The sequence below is a fragment of the Alloalcanivorax dieselolei B5 genome (genome assembly GCF_000300005.1).
Lineage (GTDB): Bacteria > Pseudomonadota > Gammaproteobacteria > Pseudomonadales > Alcanivoracaceae > Alloalcanivorax > Alloalcanivorax dieselolei.
Map to the genome: position 1 here is coordinate 3,114,402 of NC_018691.1, position 21,345 is coordinate 3,135,746.

The window sequence follows — 21,345 nt, forward strand, 5'->3', positions numbered from 1 at the left end:
GGTGGCGCGCCGCGACATCAGGCCAATCCGGTAACCCCCTTACCAGAAACCGCCGGGCCCATGCCAGGGCCGGCCATGATCGTCACGCCACCTTGTTATAGGCGCGGCATTATCGGTGGCCCCCAATTGAAACTCAATCATACCGGCCCGGTCGGTGCGCAGAACCGTGACGCCTGCCGCTTCCAGACGCTCCAGCACCGCCGGCGCCGGATGCCCGAAACGATTGCCATAGCCGGCAGAGGCCACCGCCCAACGGGGCTGTAATCGCGACACCCAGGCCCGCGACGTGCCGGTGCCGCTGCCATGATGCGACAGCACCAGAACGGTTACCGGCGTCACCTGATTCAATAGCCGGTATTCCACCTGGTGGGTGATATCGCCGGTCAGCAGCACGCGGTGCGGGCCGGCCTCCACCCACAGGACACAACTGGCGTCATTCCCTTGCCAGGCCCGGTCGCGAGGCCACAGAAAACGAAACGTCACACCGTCCAGAGTCCAGCTCTGCCCGGCCTGGCAAGGTGCCGCGCCGGCGGTACGGTCCGGTTCGCCGGACAGCAACAAACCTGGCTCGCGCAGGTCCCTCAAGCCGCCGGCGTGATCCAGGTCGCCATGGCTGATGACGGTAATGGATGGCCGCAACCGCTGGTGGCGCAGCCACGGCTCCAGCACACCGGCGCCGGCGGAACCACCGGGCCAGGCCGGGCCGGTATCGTACAGGACCAGATGCTCATGGGTGCGCAGCGCCACCGCCTGGCCCTGCCCCACATCAAATACCGTCATGCGCAATTGTCCGGGCGGGGGCGCGCTATTCTGCGGCCACAGCCAGGGCACCATCAGCAATGGCAGCATGCGGCGCGGCCAGGGCCAGGCTCTCAGCGTCGCCAATGCCACCGCCAGCAACAGCGCCGCTGCGGCCACCCCCGTCAGCAGCGGCGGCGACCCCGGTGAGAACCGCGCCAGCACCGTCATCAATGCCACCGCGCCTTCCACCCCGGTGGCCGCCCCCAAGGACAGCGCCGGCCAATCCAATAAAGCACCACTCAAGGCCAGCGGCACGATCAAAAGACTGAACAAGGGCACCAGCACGGCGTTGGCCACCGGCGACGTCCAGTGCCAGCTGTCAAACAGCACCGCGCTGATCACGCCCATCATCAACGGCAGGCCGATCCACAACCAGGGCCCACCCGTCCGCGCTATCAGCAGGATCGCCAATACCGCGCCGAAGGACAGCCACAGACTGGCCGACAACGCCGCCAGCGGATCCCGTAAAAGCACTACACACAGAGCCAGGGCAAGGATCTCCAGCGGCGGCCGTGGGCGGCGGCGACATATCGCCAGGGCCAACACCGAGATCATCAAGGCCGCGCGCTGGGTGGGCAGGCTGAAACCAGCCAGCGCCGCGTACCCCCAGGCCGCCGCCACCGCCGGAGGCCAGGCCAGCAGCGCCAGCGGAAGCCGCCGCAGCGGCCCGCACAGCCACTGACAGAGAGGGCCGAGCAGAACTCTGGCCAGCCACCAGACCATGCCGCTCACCAAGGTCAGATGAAGTCCGGAGATAGCCAGCAAGTGCGCCGTGCCGGTATCCCGAAACAAATCCCACAACGGCGCCGGCAAGCCACGGCGATCGGCCACCACCAGGGCCGGCACCACCGCCGCGCCATGGGGACTGGCCGCCAGATGGCCGGCGATCCGGTCGCTGACCGCCTGCCGCCAACCCGGCAGGCCGCCGCCGCCCCAGCGCGCCTCCACGGCCCGCACCGTGGCGCGGGCGTCGATGCCCTCGGCCAGGAAATAGCGTTCTGAATCAAAGCCCGCTTCGTTATAGGTGCCGCGAGGCACATGCGGACGCAGCCGTGCCCGTACCCATTCGCCGGCGCGCAGCGGCGGGTCCGGATTCCAGTAACTCACCCGCAGCCGATGCCGTCCCGGCCAGCGACCCCGCGGCGCGCTGACCCGGCCTTCCAGCCGCGCGATCTGGTTGATACCAGCCTGACCGTAATGCACCCCACCGCGGGTCTCCGGTAACGACACCACCCGCCCGACGAACAGCAGATCCTCGCCGTTGAGGTGTTCCGGCAAACGGGCCTCCAGTGCCAGTTGCAGCACCGCTACGGCGTAAAGATAGGTCAGCACCGGCCACAACCAGCCCCCGATGGATCCGCCCCGGCGCCGGGCCAGCAGCGCCAGCGCCAATCCCACCGCCACCGGCCATAACAGGCCGTACCACACCGCCGCCGTCATCGCTGCGGCCATACGCCACCAAGGCATCCTTGCCTCCCGCCGCCAACCCCCGCTGTTGACAGCTTCCATTCAGCTTGTCTGTTCTACACTGCCTGAGCGGCGGGACGGATCACGCACACTAGGCGCGACCGTCCCACATCGGCATAATGCGCGCACCTGGAACCGGATTCTCGACTTTCCATGCCGAAACGGTTATTCCGAAAATATCTGCCCTCCCCCGAGAAACTTCGCGGCCATCGCTCCCTGAAGTTCCTTGGCGAGATCCTGTCGGATCCGAACCTGTGGCACATTAATCGGCATTCCCTGGCCGGCGCCGCTTTCATCGGTGTGTTTACCGGACTGTTGCCCATTCCCATGCAGATGGGACTCGCGGCCTTCCTGGCGGTACGTTTCCACTGCAACCTGCCGCTGTCGATGGTGCTGGTCTGGCTGTCCAATCCGCTCACCTATGTTCCGGTGTTCTATTTCAACTACCGTATCGGCGCCTGGCTGATGGGTCTTCCTCCCCATCACGGCGAAGGCATCACCACCGCCTGGTTTCTGCAACAACTGGTTCCCCTGTGGATCGGCTCACTGATCGTGGCCCTGGTGGCGGGGCTGCTTTCCTACGGGGCGGTGAAAGTATTCTGGCGTCTGGCGGTGGTGCGCAGCTGGAAGCTACGATCCAGAAAACGCCGGAAGCCGGTGAACGAACCCTAACCCGGCATCACGGCGGTGGCTGTAAGCTTTCGTGGTGATCGGCTGTAAGCCGGAGGCTTGATCTGACGGTGCGCCCAACGGCCGCTCCAACGTCGGAGACCTAAAATCAAGGCTCTCTACAAGGCCGCTGTAGGAGCTTGCCCTGCAAGCGAATGGCGCTGCGTTCCAAGAGTTCGCTTGCAGGGCAAGCTCCTACAGCGGCTTCGTGGCCCCGTCCGCGGCAGCCGCCCGGGCGGCACTCCACTTATTCCGTCACGCCGTCGGGAAAGATAAAGACCCGATCCAGACTTTCCGCTCCACCATTCCAACCGGTATTGAAACAAGCCGCCAACGCCTGGCACCAGGCCAGCGGACGCGCAGGCAATCCCTCCTCGAGATAACGCCGGGCCCGCCGGTACACCAGCTCCGCGAAAGCGGTCTCCAGCCGCCGGGCGGCCTCGTCACCGTCGAGGTTGTCCATGGAGACGCGGAAATCATGGCCACAGGCGGCACAGAACAAGGCTTCAAGCGCCTGTGGCATTTCCTCCACCCGGGCAAACAGGCGTTGCTGCGCGGCATCGCGGCCATCCGGCGCGTACCAGTAGCCGTAATCCTCCAGGGTACGGCGACGGCGGCCGGCCACGCACCAGTGCGCCACCTCGTGCAGAGCGCTGCGGAAATAGTCGCGGGTATAGACAATGCGGTGGGGACTGCCCGGTCTATCCTCACCCGGTAAATAAACAGGCTCCTCGGCGCCACCCTCCAGCACCGTGTGATAGCGCGGGTAAAAGGTATCGCGAAACAGTTTTTCCAGGATTCGGGAGCGGTACATCCCGGGGACGCTTTGCGGTATGGTAGCCGCCCCGTGCCTCTGCTCCCGATCCGCATCATGTCCATTCGCCGTAAGGAATACGCTGCTCAACTCGCTCTCGCCCTGCCGATTCTGGGTGGTCAGTTGGCGCAAACCGCCAACGGCTTCGTCGATACCATGATGGCCGGTCGCGTGGGCGCCGAGCACCTGGCCGCGGTGGCGGTGGGCGCCAGCATCTGGGTTCCGCTGTTCCTGTTCATGACCGGGGTACTGACCAGCGCCACGCCGATTTTATCGCGCCATCTGGGGGGCGAAGCTTACCATCGGGTCAACCCGCTGGCCCAGCAGGCGCTGTGGCTGGGACTGGGGCTGGGTTTGTTCGCCGCCGTGGCGTTGCGCAGCATGTCACCGGTGCTGCATGCCATGGACGTGGATCCGGCCATGCTGCCTCTGGTGCAGGGCTACCTGGAAGGTCTCAGTTGGGGCATGCCCGGCGCCGCCCTGATGCTGGCCATGCGCAGCTACACGGAAGCCATGCGCCACACCCGTCCGGTGTTGTGGATCAGCATCATCGGTCTGCTGATCAATATTCCCACCAACTATGTCCTGATCTACGGCAAACTCGGCTTCCCGGCCATGGGCGGTGTCGGCTGCGGTTGGGCCACCAGCGTGGTGATGTGGTCCATGGCGCTGATGATGGGGCTCTACATCCGCCGCCATCCGGTCTATCAGCCGGCGCGTCTGAATCTGCGGCGGCGCCATCTGGAATTCGCCAGTCTCGCTTACATGCTGCGGCTGGGGCTGCCGGTGGGGTTGTCGATCTTTTTCGAGGTCAGTATTTTCGCCGTGATCGCCCTGCTGATCAGCAGCCTGGGGCCGGAAATCGTCGCCGGCCATCAGATCGCGCTCAACTTCACCTCGCTGATTTTCATGGTGCCGCTGAGTTTTTCCCTGGCCGCCTCGGTGCGGGTGGGCCACGCTCGCGGCCGTCACAACCGTGATGACCTGAGTCTGGCGGTGGGCAGCGCGTTACGCATGGTCAGCCTTGTGGGGATTGGCGCCGCCGCCCTGCTGGTGTTGGTACGGCACTGGGTTCCCTGGATCTATACCGACAACCCGGCCGTCATCGCCCTGGCCTCGCATCTGTTGCTGTTCGCCGCGCTCTACCAGATCTCCGACGCCATTCAGGTGGTGGCCAACGGCTGCCTACGCGGCTTCGAGGACACCGCCTGGCCGATGGTCATGACCCTGTTCGCCTACTGGGGTATCGGCCTGCCGCTGGGCTATGCGCTCGCCCTCACCGACCTGCTGGTGCCGGCCATGGGCCCCAGCGGCTTCTGGATCGGCCTGGTGGCCGGGCTCACCTGCGCCGCCATTCTGCTCGGTATCCGCCTGCGCTGGCGTCTGCGGCAACCGCTGGCCGCCCGTGCCGGCGATGGTGGTCAGTCTCTGGACCGCGCCGCCTGACTTGCGCCTCCGCCCGCAACCGTCTAGTGTGAAAATCGTAGAGTCTGGAATAGCCCGTGCGAGGACGATCCGCCACGGGATCGGTGCCGACGCAGGGGTATTCCACGGTTCTCTTGGGCGGAGGCGCTTATGGTTCGGGCTAACCGGCAGGATCCACGCGGCAGTAACGTCATCCCCTTCACCCCCAGACGGCGCTCCGGCAAGCCGTCCATATTGAGACTCTCTCCAGAGTACGACGGCATGGAGTTGCTCTATGCCAATGATCAACATCCCGACACTCTGTTTTCCCTGAAAATTCTCGCCTGGGCCCGTCTCGAGGACGGCACCACCCAGGCGCTGGTGCCCTGGTTGCGCGACCTGGTCACCGCCAGTGCGTTGTCCGATCCACTCAATGGCCGCTGGGAAGGTTATCGCCTCCCCGACAGCGACTACCTGTTCCGTGATGCGCCGGAGCACAAGGTGCAGGAACTGGACGCGGCGCTGCGCTTTTTCGGCAAACCGGGCGACCACGGTTGCCAGGAGATTCCCGACACCATTGGCACCCACGCGGTGTTTTCCCAGGACGAATTCGAGACGCTGTCGTTGATGGAGGTGGTGAGCTGGCGCGTACACGGTGACGGTACGCCCCAAGCCATGGTGGCGGACGAGGCGGCGGTGACACAAACACCGGTATTACCCGGCGACGCCAGTCTGGTCGCCGCCGAGCAACAGGAAGGGTTCCGCTATTTTTTCCAGCATGGCATCGCCAACCGGCTCAAGGAACACGACCCCGAAGCCCTGGCCGCCATCGCCATGCTGGCGGCCCGTTACTGACGTCGACATCACTCCCCGGTCCGCCGCAACCGGCGGACCGCCGCTGCCCCGGTGGCCGGCCCGGCCGACCACCGGTGGCTCTCGCCGGTTGAACGTGCTTTACGGCTCCGGCACCACCCTGTAGTTTTCCTACACCCGCCTCCTCTCCCGGCTGTCAGACCGGCGACACCCCGAATGTTGCTGACCGGCGGCACGCCCGGGCCAGGCGGTCATATCCGCGCAAAACAGGAATGCTAGTCTGTCTCTTTTATTGAACGGACCCGTGCTTGAACACGATGCCAGGGCGCCGGCGCGCCGTAGAGCCTGTTTACGATCTAAGGGAATCATCAACGGATTGATACGCGTCTAATCGGACTTTTATGAAAAAAACCACTCTCGCATTGATTGCCGCCGCCATGGTGCTCGGCGCCTTGGCCGTGGTGGCCATACTGGCGGCCATGCGCCCGCAACCGGAGGTCGAGGAACGGCCGGCGATGGCGGAAATCGTCGATGTGCTGCCGATCAAAACCGCCCACAGCCAGTTTCAGCTGCGCTCCCAGGGGACCGTGCAACCGCGCATCGAAACCCAACTGGTGGCGGAAGTATCCGGCAAGGTCATCCGCATCGCCGATGAGTTCGTTGCCGGCGGTCTGTTTCAGGCCGATCAGGTGCTGATCGAAATCGACCCCAGCAATTATCGCAATACCCTTGCCCAGGCGCAGGCGGAATTAAAGCGGCTGCGGGCGGCGCATCGCCTGGCCCGCCAACAGCTGGACCGGTTCGAGAATCTTTATCAGCGCAAGAACATATCGAAATCGGATCTGGAACAGCGGCAATCGGAAGCGGAACAGACCCAGGCCGCTATCCAGTCACAGCAAGCCCTGGTTCAACAGGCGCAGCGGGACCTGGAGCGAACCCGCATCCATCTCCCCTACGACGGCCTGGTCAAGGAACGCAGTGTGGATCTGGGTCAGTTCGTGGCCGCCGGCAATCCGCTCGGTACCGCCTTCAGCGTCAAGGAGGCGGAAATACGGCTGCCGTTATCCCAGCAGGACAGTGCCTTCATTGATCTGCCACGCCCGGGCTACCGGCCGCCCTTGCTGCCCGAAGTGGCACTGCACGCGCGGGTCGGCGGCGAACCAGTGACCTGGCACGGCGAGATCGTTCGCACTGAAGGCGTGGTCGATGAACGCACCCGGTTGATATATGCGGTGGCCCGGGTACAGGATCCGTACGATCTCGAAGGCGGCGGCAAACAGCCGCCACTGCCCATCGGCACCTTCGTCAGTGCCCGCATCCAGGGCCGCTCGGCCGAGGGACTGGTGGTGCTGCCGCGAGTCGCCTTGCGTAACGGCGACCAGGTCTATGTGGCGGACGGCGACGACAAGCTCGCCATACGCCAGGTCCAGGTGGTGCGCAGTACGCCCCAGCAGGTCTACACCAACGATGTGTTCCAACCCGGCGACCGCGCGGTGATCACCGCGATTCAGACACCGATACCGGGCATGGCCTTGAAAATCCGGGATCTGGACGCGGACCAGGACGACAGCGAGCCGTCCGCCCCGGCACCGGTGACCTCACCGGGGGAACCCGGCAACGCCGAGCCCGCTGACGATCAGGGAGCCGCGCATGTCGTCGCCCCCTGATGCGGATAACAAACAATCCGAAGCGCCACGGCTGAACGCTTACACCGGCCTGATCGCCTGGTTCACGCACAACCCGGTGGCGGCCAACCTGCTGATGGCGATTCTGATCATCGGTGGCGCCATCACCGCGTTCACCATCACCAAGGAAATCCAGCCGCAGGTGGAGACCAACTACGTCACCATCACGGTGCCCTATCTGGGGGCCACGCCCACGGATGTGGAACAGGGTGTGCTGATCAAGATCGAGGAAGCGATCCAGGATCTCGAAGGGATCAGGGAAATCGTCTCCATCGCCAGTGAAGGCAACGGTTCGGTGCAAGTGGAAGTGGCCCCGGATTACGACATCCGCGAAGTGATGGACAACATCAAGATGCGGGTGGATTCGATCACCACCTTCCCGGCGGAGACCGAGCGGCCGATATACCAGCGCAACGTCTGGAGCACCGAGGTGATCTGGGTGGCGGTGTCCAGCATCGACGTGGACGACCGCACCCTCAAGGAAGTGGCGCGACGGGTGCGCGATGACATCACCGCCCTGCCCTCGGTGACCAAAACCGAACTGATTGGCGATCGTCCCTACGAGATCGGCATCGAGGTCAGCGAGGAAACCCTGCGCAACTACGGCCTGACGCTGACCGAAGTGGCGGACGCGGTGGGCCGCTCCTCCCTGGACCTGCCCGGTGGCCGCATCCAGGCCGCCGGCGGCGATATTCTGGTGCGCACCGTGGGCCAGGCCTACGTGGGCCGGGATTTCGAGGAAATCGTGGTGCGCACCAACCCGGACGGCAGTCGCCTGCTGCTCCGCGACATCGCCGATATCCGCGACGGTTTCGTCGAGGACAACTACTACCTGACCCATAACGGCCGTCCCGCCGTGGGTATTCGTGTGCTGGCCCTGGGCGAACAGGACGCGCTGGCACTGTCCCGGGAAGTCCGCGACTACGTGGACCGGATGCAGGAGAGTCTGCCCGGTGGTGTCCAGGTGAACTGGATGATCGACGTGTCCTACTACCTGGAAGGCCGGCTCAACATGATGTCGGAAAACCTGTTGATGGGCGCGGTGCTGGTGTTCCTGATCCTGTCGTTGTTCCTGCGTCTGAAACTGGCGTTCTGGGTCATGGCCGGGCTGCTCACCGCCTTCCTCGGCACCCTGTTCACGCTGCCGCTGTTCGGCATCACCATCAATCTGATCAGTTTGTTCGCTTTCCTGGTGGTGCTCGGCATCGTCGTCGACGACGCCATCATTATCGGCGAATCCGCCTACACCCGGATTCAACGGGATGGCCATTCCACCAACAACGTGGTGCTCGGTGTGCTCGATGTGGCCGGCCCCGCCACCTTCGGCGTGCTGACCACCATGGCCGCGTTCCTGCCAATCCTGCTGGTCTCCGGTATCTGGGGGCAGTTTTTCGCCTCCATTGGCGGCGTGGTGGTGATCTGCCTGTTCTATTCGCTGATCGAATCAAAACTGATTCTGCCCGCCCATCTGGCCCATATGCGCGACGCCCCCCCGGAAACCTCGAAGCCGAATCGAATGATCCGCTTCCAGCGGCGCTTCTCCGACGGCCTGTTCCGTTTCGTCGACAACACCTACCTGCCCCTGCTCCGGCGCATCCTGCGCCATCGTTATCTGGCGCTGGCCGGCGCGCTTTCCGTGCTGATTCTGGCCGTGGGCCTGATTGTCGGCGGACTGTTGCGAGTGGTGTTCATTCCCGACCTGAGCGGCGACTTCGTTCAGGTGGAACTGGAAATGAACAAGGGCACGCCGGCCTACGTGACCCAGACCAATCTGGACACCATCGGCAAGGCGCTCACCGAAGTGGACCAGGAACTCCAGCAGGAATTGGGGTTGAATGAGCCACTGGTGCGCACCCAACTGGCATGGACCGAGAGTGACACCACCGGCGGCATCATCGTGGAACTGATAAAGAGCGAGAACAGTCTGGTGTCGGTGCCGGAACTGTCACGGCGCTGGCGGGAAAAAGTCGGCCGCATTCCCGGTGCCCGCACTTTCCACATCGGTGGCGAGGGCGGCCCGGACGACAACGATATCTCACTGGAGTTGGTGGGCCAGAATCAGGCCCATCTGGAGGCGGCCAGCACCGAGCTGGAACAACGATTGCGGGACTACAACGGCGTTTACGACCTGCGTAATTCCCATGACAGCGGCGTACGGGAAATCCAGCTCAGGATCAAACCGGAAGCGGAACTGCTGGGACTGAGCCAGAGGGATCTGGCGCGACAGGTGCGCCAGGCGTTCTACGGCGAGGAAGTGCAACGCATCCAGCGAGGCCAGGACGAAGTGAAAGTCATGGTTCGCTATCCCAGGACGGAGCGACAGTCCGAGGGTTATCTGGAAGACATGCGCATTCGCACCGGCGATGGTCAGGCCGTGCCCTTCTCCGCCGTGGCCGACCTGGACATGGGTAGCAGCCCAGCCACCATCCGTCGCTTCGACCGCCAGCGCTCGATCAGCCTCACCGCCCGGGTGGACAAAGCGGTGGCCGAGCCCGGCCGCATCACCAAGGATCTGATCGAGCATCAGTTGCCGGACATTCTCAGCCATCATCCCGGCGTCAGTTATCGTGTCACCGGCGCCACCCGGGATCAGGAAAAGATGATGGTCGATCTGCTCTATGGCACCGGCCTGGCTCTGTTTCTGATCTATGCGCTGATGGCGATCCCGCTGAAATCCTATGTGCAGCCGCTGATGATCATGTCGGTGATTCCGTTCGGCACCATCGGCGCGGCGGTCGGCCATCTGGTACTGGGCATGCCGTTCAGTCTGTTATCCATGTTCGGCATCGTCGCCCTGGCCGGGGTGGTGGTGAACGACAGTCTGATCCTGGTGGATTTCGTCAATCGCTACCGCCGCGATGGCGAGCCTCTGGTGGAAGCCGCGATCAAGGCGGCGCGCGCCCGCTTCCGGCCGATCATTCTGACTTCGCTGACCACCTTTCTGGGGCTGGTGCCGATCGTGTTCCTGGAATACAGCCTGCAGGCACAGGTGGTGAAACCGATGGCGGTATCACTGGCTTTTGGTATCGTCTTCGCCACTTTGATTACGCTGGTACTGATCCCGACGCTCTATATGGTGATGGACGATGTGACGGGATGGTTCGGCGGGCGGCGCAAGAATGCAGCGCCGGCCGGTGATGAGAATGCAGGATAAGAGCCGGTCTCAAGCGTCCTCTTCCAACAGAAAGTGACGCCACAGATTCAGGCATTTTCGCGTGGCCAGGCGCCCCGCCGTCAATGAGGCGTCCACCCGCAGCGACAGGGTCAACCGGCCATTGACGATAATGGCGCCGTTGGCGACCGGGTGGTTGGGACTGCCTGGCCCGCATACCGCCAGACAAGCGGCATCGGAAAAGCCGGCGGCGCTGAGATCGAGCCGCCAAACCCCCAGGTTGCTGAAGGAACCGAGATGACCGGGACCCTCGAGCATGCGCCGGCATAACCAATTCACGCCGCGCTCACCGACCCAGCGACCGACATGCGCCAAATGCCAGAAACGCCAGTGCTGCTGCTGGCGCAGCCCCTCGCGCAAAGTGGCGTACAACGCCGCCACCGATTGCTCCGGCGCCACCGGCACATAAAAGCCACTGGACAGGTTCATGTCATCGCGGGCGCGGCTCACCGCGCCGCGCATGTTCACCGGATATAACCAGCTGCCGGTGGACGGCGTCTCCAACAGCGTCTCGCCTACCGCCCGGTGCAGACGATGCAGCAATAAACTGTTCAACGAACCGTGCTCCCGCTTCGCCCGCGCCATGATCGCCGCCGTGGCTTCGGGATCGAAACAGGTGGTTTCCACCTGGCCATGGGGTTCGGGGCCACGCGAACGGCGCCAGGGAAGCGGCTGTCCGGGCGGCGCCCCCGGTGCCCGCAGCCATTGCCACCAGGGTGGAGGGGAACTCTGACGGCTGTGTGGCACCGGCGGCAACGGTACTCCCCATTGCCGCAGCAACACCAGCAAGCCGCCGATGCCATCGTGATGTCGATGGGGAATCGAGTAGTACCGCTCACCGACGCCCTCCGGGTCGATCACCGCGAAGTGGATGGCATCGTCGATGCCGCAGCGGCGCCGCGCCTGATACCACATGCCGATATAATCTTTATCCGCCGCAGTCATAGCCGGGCCACTTCCACGTAAGGGATCCGATCAGGGTGCAATCGCGGACGCGGGTCTTCACCATAACTGACCAGATAATGGTCGCTGAGCAGGGTGCGGCGGCGAAAACCGCGCACCGCCTCGCGCAACGGGTCCTGCGTGAAAAAGCCGCACACCACCGCGCCGTGATCACGATGATGGGCATGCACGGCGTGCTCCAGCAGTGGCGCCAACCATTGCGGGTCATTGTTCTCGGTCACCAGGGTATGCAGGGTGACGAACGACAGACACTCGCCCGGCGCCGGCAGCCGCAAACCGCCGTGCAGCGGGCGGGTGGCATTATGCAGCGGCCGCAGCCACTCCAGAGCACCGCGATAACCGCTCACCCGCGTCTGTTTGATATCGCTTTGATTCCAGCTGCCCAATACGCCCTTGAGCGTTTCGCCCTGCCAAACACCGACCCAGTCGCCCAGGCTCAGACCATGAAAATAGGGAGAGGAATGCAGCTCACTCAGATCCAGCCAGGGGAAAAACTGCTTGCGCGGCCCTTCCCGTTCCAGCAACGCCAGCAGCGCGCCACGATCCGCCCGGGTCATGGTACGCACGGTAAGCCCCGCCGGTGCCTGAAAGCGGCCCGGGCGGGTGTAAATCACACTGGTCTCGATGGTGCCGAAGGGATAATAGCCCGGCAGCCCGGCGCGGCCGCTGGCCACGGTATTCCGTGATACTCCGTTATCGCGCAGGATCACCGTCTGCATCCACTCTGCTTCCTGCAGAGTGGCTTTCAAAGTGCGGAACAGACGGAACAACAGACGGCTGCCCTGATGCCCGGGCGCGATACGCAGATCATGCGCATAACGGATCGGCACGCAATCGCCATTCACCCATACCCGGCGACGGCCCACGTTGTACACCGCGCCCAGCTCCGGCGAGGGCCCGTCACTCTCCGCCACCCAGACTTCCGGTTCTTCGCAGGTAATGGCGGCCCCACGGAAATAATCCGGGCGCCGTTCAAACGTCAATGTCATCGCCCCCGGCTGCGCCGTGTTTTCCAACAGCGCCAGAATCGCCGGGTTGTCCTGACTAGTGGCTCTTCGGATACGCATGGCCCCCTCCTCAGGCTGAAACCGGCGACGGCGCCGGTGCCAGAAACGCCGGCGCGGTTCCCGGCCAGGCACGCAGGGCCTCGATCTTGATGTTGCCCTCGATCATGCCCTGGTCCCGGCAATGGCCCAGATACCGTTCGCGCATGTCCGCCAGCACCACACAACGCAGCGGCGCCAACTGGTGCAGGTTGCGCGCGAGACGATAATGGAAGTGGCCACCGAAGGCCTGCTCCAGATGCTCGGCCAGCGCTGCCACCGGCGCTTGCGGAGCGCCTTCCAGCAACGCCAGATAACCGGGTTTTCCTTCACCGGCATCCTCACAGGCCACCACGCCCACCGGCGTCACGCCGGGCGGCAATGGCGCCTGCGCGAAGGCGTCGTTGACCGCCTCGCCGGTCATCTTCTCGCCGACCAGATCGACGGTGCCGCGCCGCCCCAGGAAACGCAGGCAAGGCACGGTGCGCCAATGTTCGGTCACTTCCACCAGATCATTCAGCCGGTAGCGCAGCAAGCCGCTGCCGGTGCTCAGCAACGGCATCACCCGCTGCCCGGCTTCCAGCTCCCAGGGGGCGTAGATGGCACCGTCGTCCGGATCCTGGAACTCATACACGTGGCTGCGATACGCCAGCGGGTAACGGCCCTGACAGGGAAAGGTCACCACCCCTTCGGTGGCCCACAACCCCTTGCCCTGGAACTCCGCGTGCGGCAACAGCGATTGCAGGCGCCGCGCCCAAGGTTCGGACGCGGCGGTATCCCAGGCGCTGACCAGCGCCAGCGCCGGCCACAGGACACGGAAAAAATCTGCCGTCAGTTCACCATCCCAAGCCCGCAGCAGGGCTGCCGCACGGGGGCAACGCGGACACCCGGACTCCGCCATCGCCGCTCGCCGTGTTCCCCAGTCGCCCTGGTTCAACACTTCCGCCAGTTCCTCGCGCCATTTGGCCAGGCCTTCCAGCAGGCCAATGCCGAAGGTGGGGCTCCACACCGACAGCAGACTCAGGCGGCGGTCAGCGACCAGGTACGCCAGGGTAGCGAACAGGGAATCGTCGGAGCTGCGGGCCAGAGCCACCGTGGACGGCACGCTCTGGGTGGCACCGGCGATCAACCGCTTGCCCCAGGACATCAACGCCAGATCGTCATTCAATTCCTCGCCGAGGGACTCCCGCAGCGCGGTGGGCATCCAGGACAGCGACCAATAATGCCGGCCGCGCCGCAGCTTCGGATAACACTGATAAAGGTCCGCCAGCCAGGGGCCGATGGCGCCGTCCAGTTCGCCGAGAAAGGCACGGCTGTACGGAATCCATTTGATCGCCGAGGTGGAACCACTGGTGGGCTGGTAACGGGCGGTGGGCGAGGCGATCAGCGGATTGACGCCCTCCCGCCGGCCCTGCTCCACCCGGGCGCGCCAGTCTTCGTAGCCGGTAACCGGTAACCGTTCGGCGAAGCGCTCCCAGGACCAGTCCTCACCGATCCCCTGCTCCCGCCCCGCCGGTGACGCCGCCACCTGCCGCATCAACTGGCGATGAAGAAACCGCTGGGTGTGCTCCAGATGGGAAAGGCCGGCGCGGAAACGCCGTCCGGCGGGCAGCACCCCCAGATGCAATAGCCGTTGGCTGAGCATAACCCTCTCCTTATTCGTAAGCCGCCGGACGGAGGGCCAGACGCAGGCGGCGCGGCCGTTTGCGCCACAGCTTGGCGAGATAGGCCTGCGCCGTGCCACGATCAAAGACACCGACACAGGGCAGCTCGGTACCCCGCTCCCAGGTCGGGTTACGCTCTTCGAAGAAGCGGATCTTGACGTTGCCGTCGCGCATTTCCTGGGAAATCGGCGCCACCGCGCCCTTGAGCGCGGAATAGTTTTCGCCGAAATCCAGCAGCTTGCGCTCGGAGCAATAGCTGCCGAAATAGAGCCGCTCGCAGTAGTGGTCGACGTAATCCGCCAGATCCTGATGGTGGCCATCGGGATGGGGATAGTACCGATTGAAGTTATTGGCCAGCAGTAAGTAGGTCTTGTAGCCCTTGGAGATCAGCAGCCACACCAGCATTCTCGTCGGGCGCTTCATTTTTTCCCGCACCATCCACCGCAGGAAAGCGGTTTGCAGGGAGCGATCCCCCCAATATTGTTTCTCGAGGATAGTGTCACCACTGAAGACGCCGGTGGCCGCCCGTCCCCTGACGTTCATCGGCACGGTTTTCAGTGTCGAAAAGCCCACCACTTGCTGATCCAGGGTCCGGCGCACCATGAAGACGCCGCTCTTCTCCGACATATCCTTGACGAAGACCTCCAGGGACACGTTCTGGTAGTACTTTTCGTAAAGCCCGTACATCTCCTTCATGTCGATAAAGGAGATCCGCTCGATGGGTACGTAGCGTGTTTTCAACGTATTGCCGGTATCACCCGCCATGTTCCTTCTCCATCCTTGATAGTGCACTTGGCCGCGCCGCGGCACGACGATTCCCGTCCGGTATCAAACCGGAACCATGGTCCCTTATCTGGCGTTACTTATTTGACGTTATGTTTGGCGCAATAAGCTGCTTGTATCCCGAGCGTCACCGTCTTCCCGGTGTCACGGTTATCGTTCTAACCGATTCGTCTGAACAATCGATGACAGCATCTAGCCAGGGCAAGAAAGAGAAAACAAGTGCAATGTCATGAAATCGGAACTGGAACCGACGAATCGCGCAAAGCACTATTTTTTATGAGGTTATTCGGCGCAACAAAGGTCTCAGTTTCAACAAAGAACAACAAAAAATTCATTGAAATGAAGGAAAGATTCGGAGAGGAATGGCGTTTGAAAAAGCGGATATCCACATACTCAGAATGGATCTTCTCTTGCCAGTCTGGATAATCAGAGCCTGCTACAAGGCCGCTGTAGGAGCTTGCCTTGCAAGCGAAGGGATTGCGGCAGGATATTCGCTTGCAAGGCAAGCTCCTACAGCGACTTCGTAGTTCCTTCCGAGGGAAACCAGCGGCACTTCACTTAGCCGCGATTAGCGTGTTGCGTATGAGCGCTCTCAGCGCTTCTTCTCGATCCAGTACAGAAACAGCTCGCCGTCCTGCTGCCGGGCCAACAGCGTGTGGCCCAGGAACTGGCAGAACTTGGGGATATCCCGTTCGGTGGAGGGATCGGTGGCGCGGACTTCCAGTACTTCGCCCGGCGCCATGTCGCGCACCTTGCTGTGCAGCAACATCACCGGCTCCGGGCATAACAGACCGGTGGCGTCGAGGTGGTGCTGGGCATCAATGGCGTCGGACATGGTATTTCCGCGGAGATTCAGGAGTGATTGGGCGCGCCAGTATAACGCCCCGTCACGCCGGGCCCAAGCGGCGGCCGCCAGGCCAACGCCAGCAACGCCACCGCGCAGGCCAGCAGCGCCGCCAGCAGGAAGTGGCCGGCGTAGCCGAAATAGCCGGCGCTGAACCCGCTGGCCAGCGTGAACACCCCCACCGCCATCAGTTGTAATGACGCCTGCAGCGTGTAATCCCCCCCTTCCGAGCCGGGCCGGCAATAGGCCATCATCACCACGAACAAGGCCACCGTGGAGGCACCGTCCGCCGCCTGCTCGAACAGGGAAACGGCCCATATCGCCAGCACCCCGCTATCGCCTCGAGCCACCCACCACCAACCCACGAACGCCAGCCCCTGCCACAGGCCAAGCCCCACCAGGGCCCGCCGATAATGCCAGCGGCGCATCAGCACGCCGGCCAGCAAGGCACTGAGCAGCCCCACCAGCGAGGCCACCAGATCGAGCCGTCCGATGGCGGCAAGCGTCCAGCCCTGATCCACCAGATAGGGCTTGATCATGCGGGTACCAAAACCGTCACCGACCTTGTAACCGAGCAGGATCACCGCCCAGAGCAACAGCCCCGGCCGCCACCAGAAGTCGCGTGACCGCTGCCACCACCACAGCACCCCACGCCGCTGTGGAAACGGCGCCGCGGCCTCCGCCGGCTCGGGGAAACGCCGTATTCCAATCAACAGCACGCTAATCATGACGGTCAGCAACCACAGCGAGCCGCGCCAGCCGATCAGGTCGTTGGCGATCAGAAACAAACCACCACTGAGCATCAGCCCGATCTTGTAGCCGGACACCTGGATGCCATTACCGATGCCACGCAGGTCGCCCCTGAGCCAGCGTACCGCCAGGCCATCGGCGGCCACGTCCTGGGTGGCACTGGCCAGATTGATCAGGAACAGGATCAAAAGCAGAAACGGAAACGCCTCGCCAAACCAGAGCGGGCGCTCCAATAACGACAGCACCAGCAACAGCGCCGTCACCAGCAGTTGCGCCCACACCACCCAGCGCAGGCGATGGCCGGCGCGGGCACCGGCCATCGGGTCCACCCAGGGCGCCCAAAGGAACTTCAGCGCCCATGGCAACGCCGCCAGGGCCAGCAGACCGATCCATTCCGTGGACAGTCCCGCTTCCCGAGCCAGCGCCGGCACCGCCTTGGCCAGCAGACCGGAAGGCAGACCTTGCAGAAAGTAGAGCCCGGCCAGGGTCAGCAGCACGTATGCCGGGGCCGGCCCGCGCTCAGGGGGCACGAGTATCCACCCAGACGGTGATTTCCTCGCGATCGTAGTACAAATGAGCGGCGTTGATGCGCGCGGCCAACCCCTGTTTTTCCAGGCCTTCCGCCAATCGTTCCAACAGCACCCGCGACTCGCGATAACGGCGCGCCATCGGCAATTTCAGGTTGAACAACGCCGTCCGGGCCCAACCCTGGGTGAGCCATTTCAGCATCAGCGATTGCGTGCGCGCCGGTTTGTCCACCACATCGCAGACCACCAGGTCCACCGGCCGCTCCGGGCGCCAGGTGAACGCGTCGGCGGAAACGTGCCGTACCGGGTATTCCTCCAACAGGCGGGTATCAAGACGGCCATGGTCGATGCCGGTGACCTTGATGCCCAGACGCGCCAGCTGCCAACTCCAGCCGCCGGGAGCGGCGCCCAGGTCCACCGCCGTGTGCAGCCCCTCCGGCCGGCCGCGCCCGAGGAAACGCAACATCGCCTCTTCCAGTTTCAGCGCCGACCGGCTCGGCGCCTCCGGCGCCAATCGCAGCCGCTGAATACCGCCTTCGGGCAGCGGCAGCCGTGCCGGGCTGACGCCGATATGGCCGTGGCGGGAATCGTCGAAGTAAAGGTGTAAACGCTGACCGGCATTTGAGCGCAGCAACCCTTCCTTGCGCAGACGCGGCTCCAGAGCCTTGCGGAAGCCGCGCAGGAAGCCGGCCAGCTCACGGCGATCATTGGTGTCCGCGTGTTCCAGATACAACTCCGTGTAAGGGCCGTTGCGTTTCAGCCTCGGCCACAAGGCGCCGATGCGGTCCCGCTCCGGCAGATCATCGAACGCCGCCACCAGCGGATAGAAGGTCCGCGCGAAAATCAGTCCGCTCTCCAGAATCGGCGCCGGATCCCCTTGCAGGTTCTCCCAGAACACGCAGCCACTGTCCGGCTGCGCCTGAGGATAACCGGCGGCGCCCAGATCAGCAGCCCGATCCGACAGCTCCGCCGCCAGATCCGACTCAAACCCGGGCCGGCACAAGGCCAGGTAGCGGTGTGGTTGATGAGCCATAAAACCTCGGGAAAGCAGTTGACAGTTGATAGTGGACAGTTGACAGCGGAAGGAAAAAGTCACTCCCTGTGTTTTCTGTGGGAGCTTGCTTGCAAGCGAATATTGCCAAGTGCCGAGCGAACCTCATTCGCTTGCAGGCAAGCTCCCACAGCGGCTAAAGATCGCCTGTTCCTGTTTTTCCGCTGTCAACTGTCCACTATCAACTGTCACTTTGTTCTTACTTAACGAACACCACCGTCTTGTTGCCGTCGACGATGATCCGGTCTTCCAGATGCCAGCGTACCGCGCGCTGCATCACCTGGCGTTCCACGTCCTGCCCCAGGGCGCGCAGTTCGCTGGCCGAGTGGCGGTGGGAGACGCGCTGTACGTTCTGCTCGATGATCGGCCCCTGGTCCAGATCCTCGGTGACATAGTGGCTGGTGGCGCCGATCAGTTTGACGCCACGGTCCCAGGCCTGCTGGTAGGGATTGGCGCCGACGAAGGCCGGCAGGAAAGAATGGTGAATATTAATGATGCGATGGGGATGCCGGGCGACGAACTCCGGGCTGAGAATCTGCATGTAACGGGCCAGCACGATCACGTCCACCTGGCCTTCCAGCAATTCCAGCGCCTGGGCCTCGGCTTCCGCCTTGTTTTCCCGGGTCACCGGAATGTGATGGTAGGGAATGTCGAAGCGCTCCACCTCGGCGCGCAGATCGTCATGGTTGCTGATCACCATGGCAATGGTCGCGGACAGATCATCGCGCGAGACCCGCCAGAGCAGATCCATGAGCACGTGGTCGTGACGGGACACCAAAATTGCCACGCGCTTCTTCTCGGCGGCATAGCTGATGTGCCACTGCATACCGTACCGCTCCGCCACCCGCTTGCGGAAATTGTTCTCCAGGGCGTCCCGGGAACAATCCAGATCCGGAGTCTGGAATTCCAGGCGCAGAAAGAAGGTTCCGTCCTGGGTATCGCTGGAGTGCTGGTCCAGGTCGGTGATATTGGCGCCGTGGTTGTAGAAGAAGGTGGAAACCGCGCTGATGATGCCGGGCTGGTCCGGGCAGGTCACCAGCAGCCGCGCGGTGGCGGCGTCAGGGGTGCTCATTCGTTTCTCCAAAGTGGGTCCGCCGGTACGCCGACGGGGTCATGTTGGTCCATTTCTTGAACGCCCGGTGAAACGAGCTGGCTTCACTGAAGCCCATCAACAGGGCAATTTCGTCAATACTGAGTTCCGCTTTGGACAGGTAATACACCGAGGCGTCCTTGCGGATCGAGTCCTTGATTTCCTGATAGCTGGTGTTGTCATCCTTGAGACGGCGGCGCAGGGTCTGCGGTGTCATTTGCAAACGCCGGCAGACTTCGCCGAAGTCCGGGAAATGACCGCCGTAATCCTCGGACAGCAAGCCACGGATACGCGCCGGCAGCCCCACGTTATGCACGTTGCCTTCGAACAGCTGCGCCAGCGACTCGCGCAGAAAATGGGACAACGACAGCTCATTTCTCACCAGAGGCAGGTCCAGGTAGTGGGCGGGAAACACCACCTGATTGACGCCACTATTGTAATAGGTCGGACAGTTGAACATGAAGCGGTGTTCATCGTCCTCCTTGAGCGGCTGGTAATCCAGGTAAACCGCCTGGGGCTCCACCACCTTGCCCACCAGCCAGCTCATGAAGCGCAGGCTGAGAAACAGCATGGCATCGATGATCACATCACGAAAATCCAGGCGCGGATCGACTTCGGTGACCAGCCGGGCCTGGTCGCCTTCGCGCCGCAGCCAGGTGCGCATGTTGAGGTCGAACAACTCATAGAAGCGGATCCCCCGGCGCACCGCCGCATCCAGGGTCGGGCAATTGATCACCGCATGGGCCATCATCGAGAAAGTGCCGGGCTTGGACTTGCGGCCCTGGCCGAAGCCGAGGAACTCATCCTGGGTCTGTTCCATCACCAGCAGCATCAGCCGGATAAAGGTATCCCGCTCGATGCGGGTGTCTGGCTGTTCCAGAACATGCCGCTCGATACCGCACTGGTCCAGCAACTCGGGGATGCTCACGCCGCTGCGCGCCGCCCCCTGCAGCACCTTGACCACTCGCCGCACATTGATGGTTCTTCGTTGATTCATCCGCGATCCTGAACATGGGGACGGCGGTTTGCGCCACGACGGGTCAAGCCGCCGGCCCCGACTATCCCCGGGAAAGACCCAATGATAAATAAAAGCGCCGCCGATTGGCATGGTGATCCCGCCGATCCTGGGTGTCGTCACCGCTGAAGCCCATGCCTGACGGGAAAATTCCCAAAGGGAGCGGAAATTGAGTTAATCACGAATTAGGTTATCGAATACCGTTACCAGAGAGAATCGCCCAAAGGCCTCCCCACGGCCGCCGTCCAGCCACGGCTGGACGAATTGCTCGCCAGCCCCCCCGGAACAGCTGAATGTCGCCCCGCTCCCGCGTTACCGCCGCGGCACCACCGCCAGGGTAACGGTGGCCTTGGCCACCAATTTGTGTTCGCCGTTGTCGTCCTCGGCGAACACTTCCGATTCCGCCACCGTCACCGCCTTGCCGGCTTTCAGTACTTTGGCTTCACATACCAGGGCCCGTCCCACTGCCGGGCGCAACAGGTTGACCTTGAACTCGATGGTCAGCGGCATGAAGCCTTCCGCCATCACCGTGGCCGACGCGGCACCGGCGGTGTGATCCGCCATGGTGCCCACCACGCCGGCGTGGACATAGCCATTTTGCTGGTGGTGATCCTCGCGAACGGTCAATCTGGAAACCACCTTACCGCTTTCCACGCCGACCGCTTCCAGACCGAGCAGCTTGAGAAACGGCGCATTCATCACCCATTTGAAGTCGTCAGTCAGGCTCACTGTTGTGCCTCCCGCCAAAGGAAAGCAGCAGCATTGCCGATTCCCGCGATCATGGCCATTG

Annotated in this window: 17 protein-coding genes; 5 read left to right on the forward strand and 12 right to left on the reverse strand. The window is 63.3% G+C overall.

Features of this window, described 5'->3' with window-relative positions; translation table 11 throughout:
* Window positions 1-39 precede the first annotated feature (39 nt).
* On the reverse strand, window positions 40-2,268 hold the full coding sequence (locus B5T_RS13900) for a DNA internalization-related competence protein ComEC/Rec2 (RefSeq protein ID WP_041717039.1): 2,229 nt from the start codon (window positions 2,266-2,268) through the stop codon (window positions 40-42).
* Between the two features lie 153 nt (window positions 2,269-2,421).
* Between B5T_RS13900 and B5T_RS13905 the strand changes: the two genes are divergently transcribed.
* Window positions 2,422-2,940, forward strand: a complete 519-nt coding sequence (locus B5T_RS13905; RefSeq protein ID WP_014995150.1) for a DUF2062 domain-containing protein — start codon at window positions 2,422-2,424, stop codon at window positions 2,938-2,940.
* Window positions 2,941-3,184: 244 nt separating this feature from the next.
* On the opposite strand, the gene B5T_RS13910 is transcribed toward B5T_RS13905, so the two are convergent.
* Window positions 3,185-3,751 carry an elongation factor P hydroxylase gene (locus tag B5T_RS13910; RefSeq protein ID WP_014995151.1) on the reverse strand — a complete coding sequence of 189 codons (567 nt, stop codon included), beginning with the start codon at window positions 3,749-3,751 and terminating at the stop codon, window positions 3,185-3,187.
* 57 nt (window positions 3,752-3,808) lie between these two features.
* Between B5T_RS13910 and B5T_RS13915 the strand changes: the two genes are divergently transcribed.
* The 4 genes from B5T_RS13915 to B5T_RS13930 all read left to right on the forward strand — a co-directional run bounded on the left by B5T_RS13915 (window position 3,809) and on the right by B5T_RS13930 (window position 10,807).
* A complete protein-coding gene (locus B5T_RS13915) occupies window positions 3,809-5,197 on the forward strand; it encodes an MATE family efflux transporter (protein ID WP_041717587.1) in 1,389 nt (462 codons plus the stop codon).
* A gap of 129 nt (window positions 5,198-5,326) precedes the next feature.
* Window positions 5,327-6,010 (forward strand): hypothetical protein, encoded by a 684-nt coding sequence (locus B5T_RS13920; protein ID WP_014995153.1) that lies wholly within the window; start codon window positions 5,327-5,329, stop codon window positions 6,008-6,010.
* A 359-nt stretch (window positions 6,011-6,369) separates the two neighbouring features.
* A complete protein-coding gene (locus tag B5T_RS13925) occupies window positions 6,370-7,635 on the forward strand; it encodes an efflux RND transporter periplasmic adaptor subunit (RefSeq protein ID WP_014995154.1) in 1,266 nt (421 codons plus the stop codon).
* Window positions 7,619-10,807 (forward strand): efflux RND transporter permease subunit, encoded by a 3,189-nt coding sequence (locus B5T_RS13930; RefSeq protein WP_014995155.1) that lies wholly within the window; start codon window positions 7,619-7,621, stop codon window positions 10,805-10,807. Before B5T_RS13925 ends, B5T_RS13930 begins: the two co-directional genes overlap by 17 nt.
* A 9-nt stretch (window positions 10,808-10,816) precedes the next feature.
* Here the strand turns inward: B5T_RS13930 and B5T_RS13935 are convergent, their stop codons facing one another.
* From B5T_RS13935 to B5T_RS13980, 10 genes are all read right to left on the reverse strand, one after another.
* Complete coding sequence (locus B5T_RS13935) at window positions 10,817-11,770, reverse strand: hypothetical protein (protein WP_014995156.1); 954 nt, start codon at window positions 11,768-11,770, stop codon at window positions 10,817-10,819.
* On the reverse strand, window positions 11,767-12,855 hold the full coding sequence (locus B5T_RS13940) for a GNAT family N-acetyltransferase (RefSeq protein ID WP_014995157.1): 1,089 nt from the start codon (window positions 12,853-12,855) through the stop codon (window positions 11,767-11,769). Before B5T_RS13940 ends, B5T_RS13935 begins: the two co-directional genes overlap by 4 nt.
* Before the next feature lie 10 nt (window positions 12,856-12,865).
* Complete coding sequence (locus B5T_RS13945) at window positions 12,866-14,476, reverse strand: GH3 family domain-containing protein (RefSeq protein WP_014995158.1); 1,611 nt, start codon at window positions 14,474-14,476, stop codon at window positions 12,866-12,868.
* Window positions 14,477-14,486: 10 nt separating this feature from the next.
* Complete coding sequence (locus B5T_RS13950) at window positions 14,487-15,260, reverse strand: hypothetical protein (RefSeq protein WP_014995159.1); 774 nt, start codon at window positions 15,258-15,260, stop codon at window positions 14,487-14,489.
* A gap of 610 nt (window positions 15,261-15,870) precedes the next feature.
* Window positions 15,871-16,113: a sulfurtransferase TusA gene (gene tusA, locus B5T_RS13955; RefSeq protein WP_014995161.1), complete on the reverse strand. Its 243-nt coding sequence runs from the start codon at window positions 16,111-16,113 to the stop codon at window positions 15,871-15,873.
* A gap of 17 nt (window positions 16,114-16,130) precedes the next feature.
* Window positions 16,131-17,402: an MFS transporter gene (locus tag B5T_RS13960; RefSeq protein ID WP_229682975.1), complete on the reverse strand. Its 1,272-nt coding sequence runs from the start codon at window positions 17,400-17,402 to the stop codon at window positions 16,131-16,133.
* Window positions 17,392-18,432 (reverse strand): 23S rRNA (cytidine(2498)-2'-O)-methyltransferase RlmM, encoded by a 1,041-nt coding sequence (gene rlmM / locus B5T_RS13965; protein WP_014995163.1) that lies wholly within the window; start codon window positions 18,430-18,432, stop codon window positions 17,392-17,394. Before rlmM ends, B5T_RS13960 begins: the two co-directional genes overlap by 11 nt.
* Window positions 18,433-18,649: 217 nt before the next feature.
* The gene (gene purU, locus B5T_RS13970) at window positions 18,650-19,522 is read right to left on the reverse strand and encodes a formyltetrahydrofolate deformylase (RefSeq protein WP_014995164.1); all 873 of its coding nucleotides are present in this window, start codon (window positions 19,520-19,522) and stop codon (window positions 18,650-18,652) included.
* Entirely contained in the window at window positions 19,509-20,537 is a 1,029-nt protein-coding gene (locus B5T_RS13975; RefSeq protein ID WP_014995165.1) for an AraC family transcriptional regulator, read from the reverse strand. The genes purU and B5T_RS13975 overlap by 14 nt, the downstream gene beginning before the upstream one ends.
* 330 nt (window positions 20,538-20,867) lie before the next feature.
* Complete coding sequence (locus B5T_RS13980) at window positions 20,868-21,284, reverse strand: PaaI family thioesterase (protein WP_014995166.1); 417 nt, start codon at window positions 21,282-21,284, stop codon at window positions 20,868-20,870.
* Window positions 21,285-21,345 lie beyond the last annotated feature (61 nt).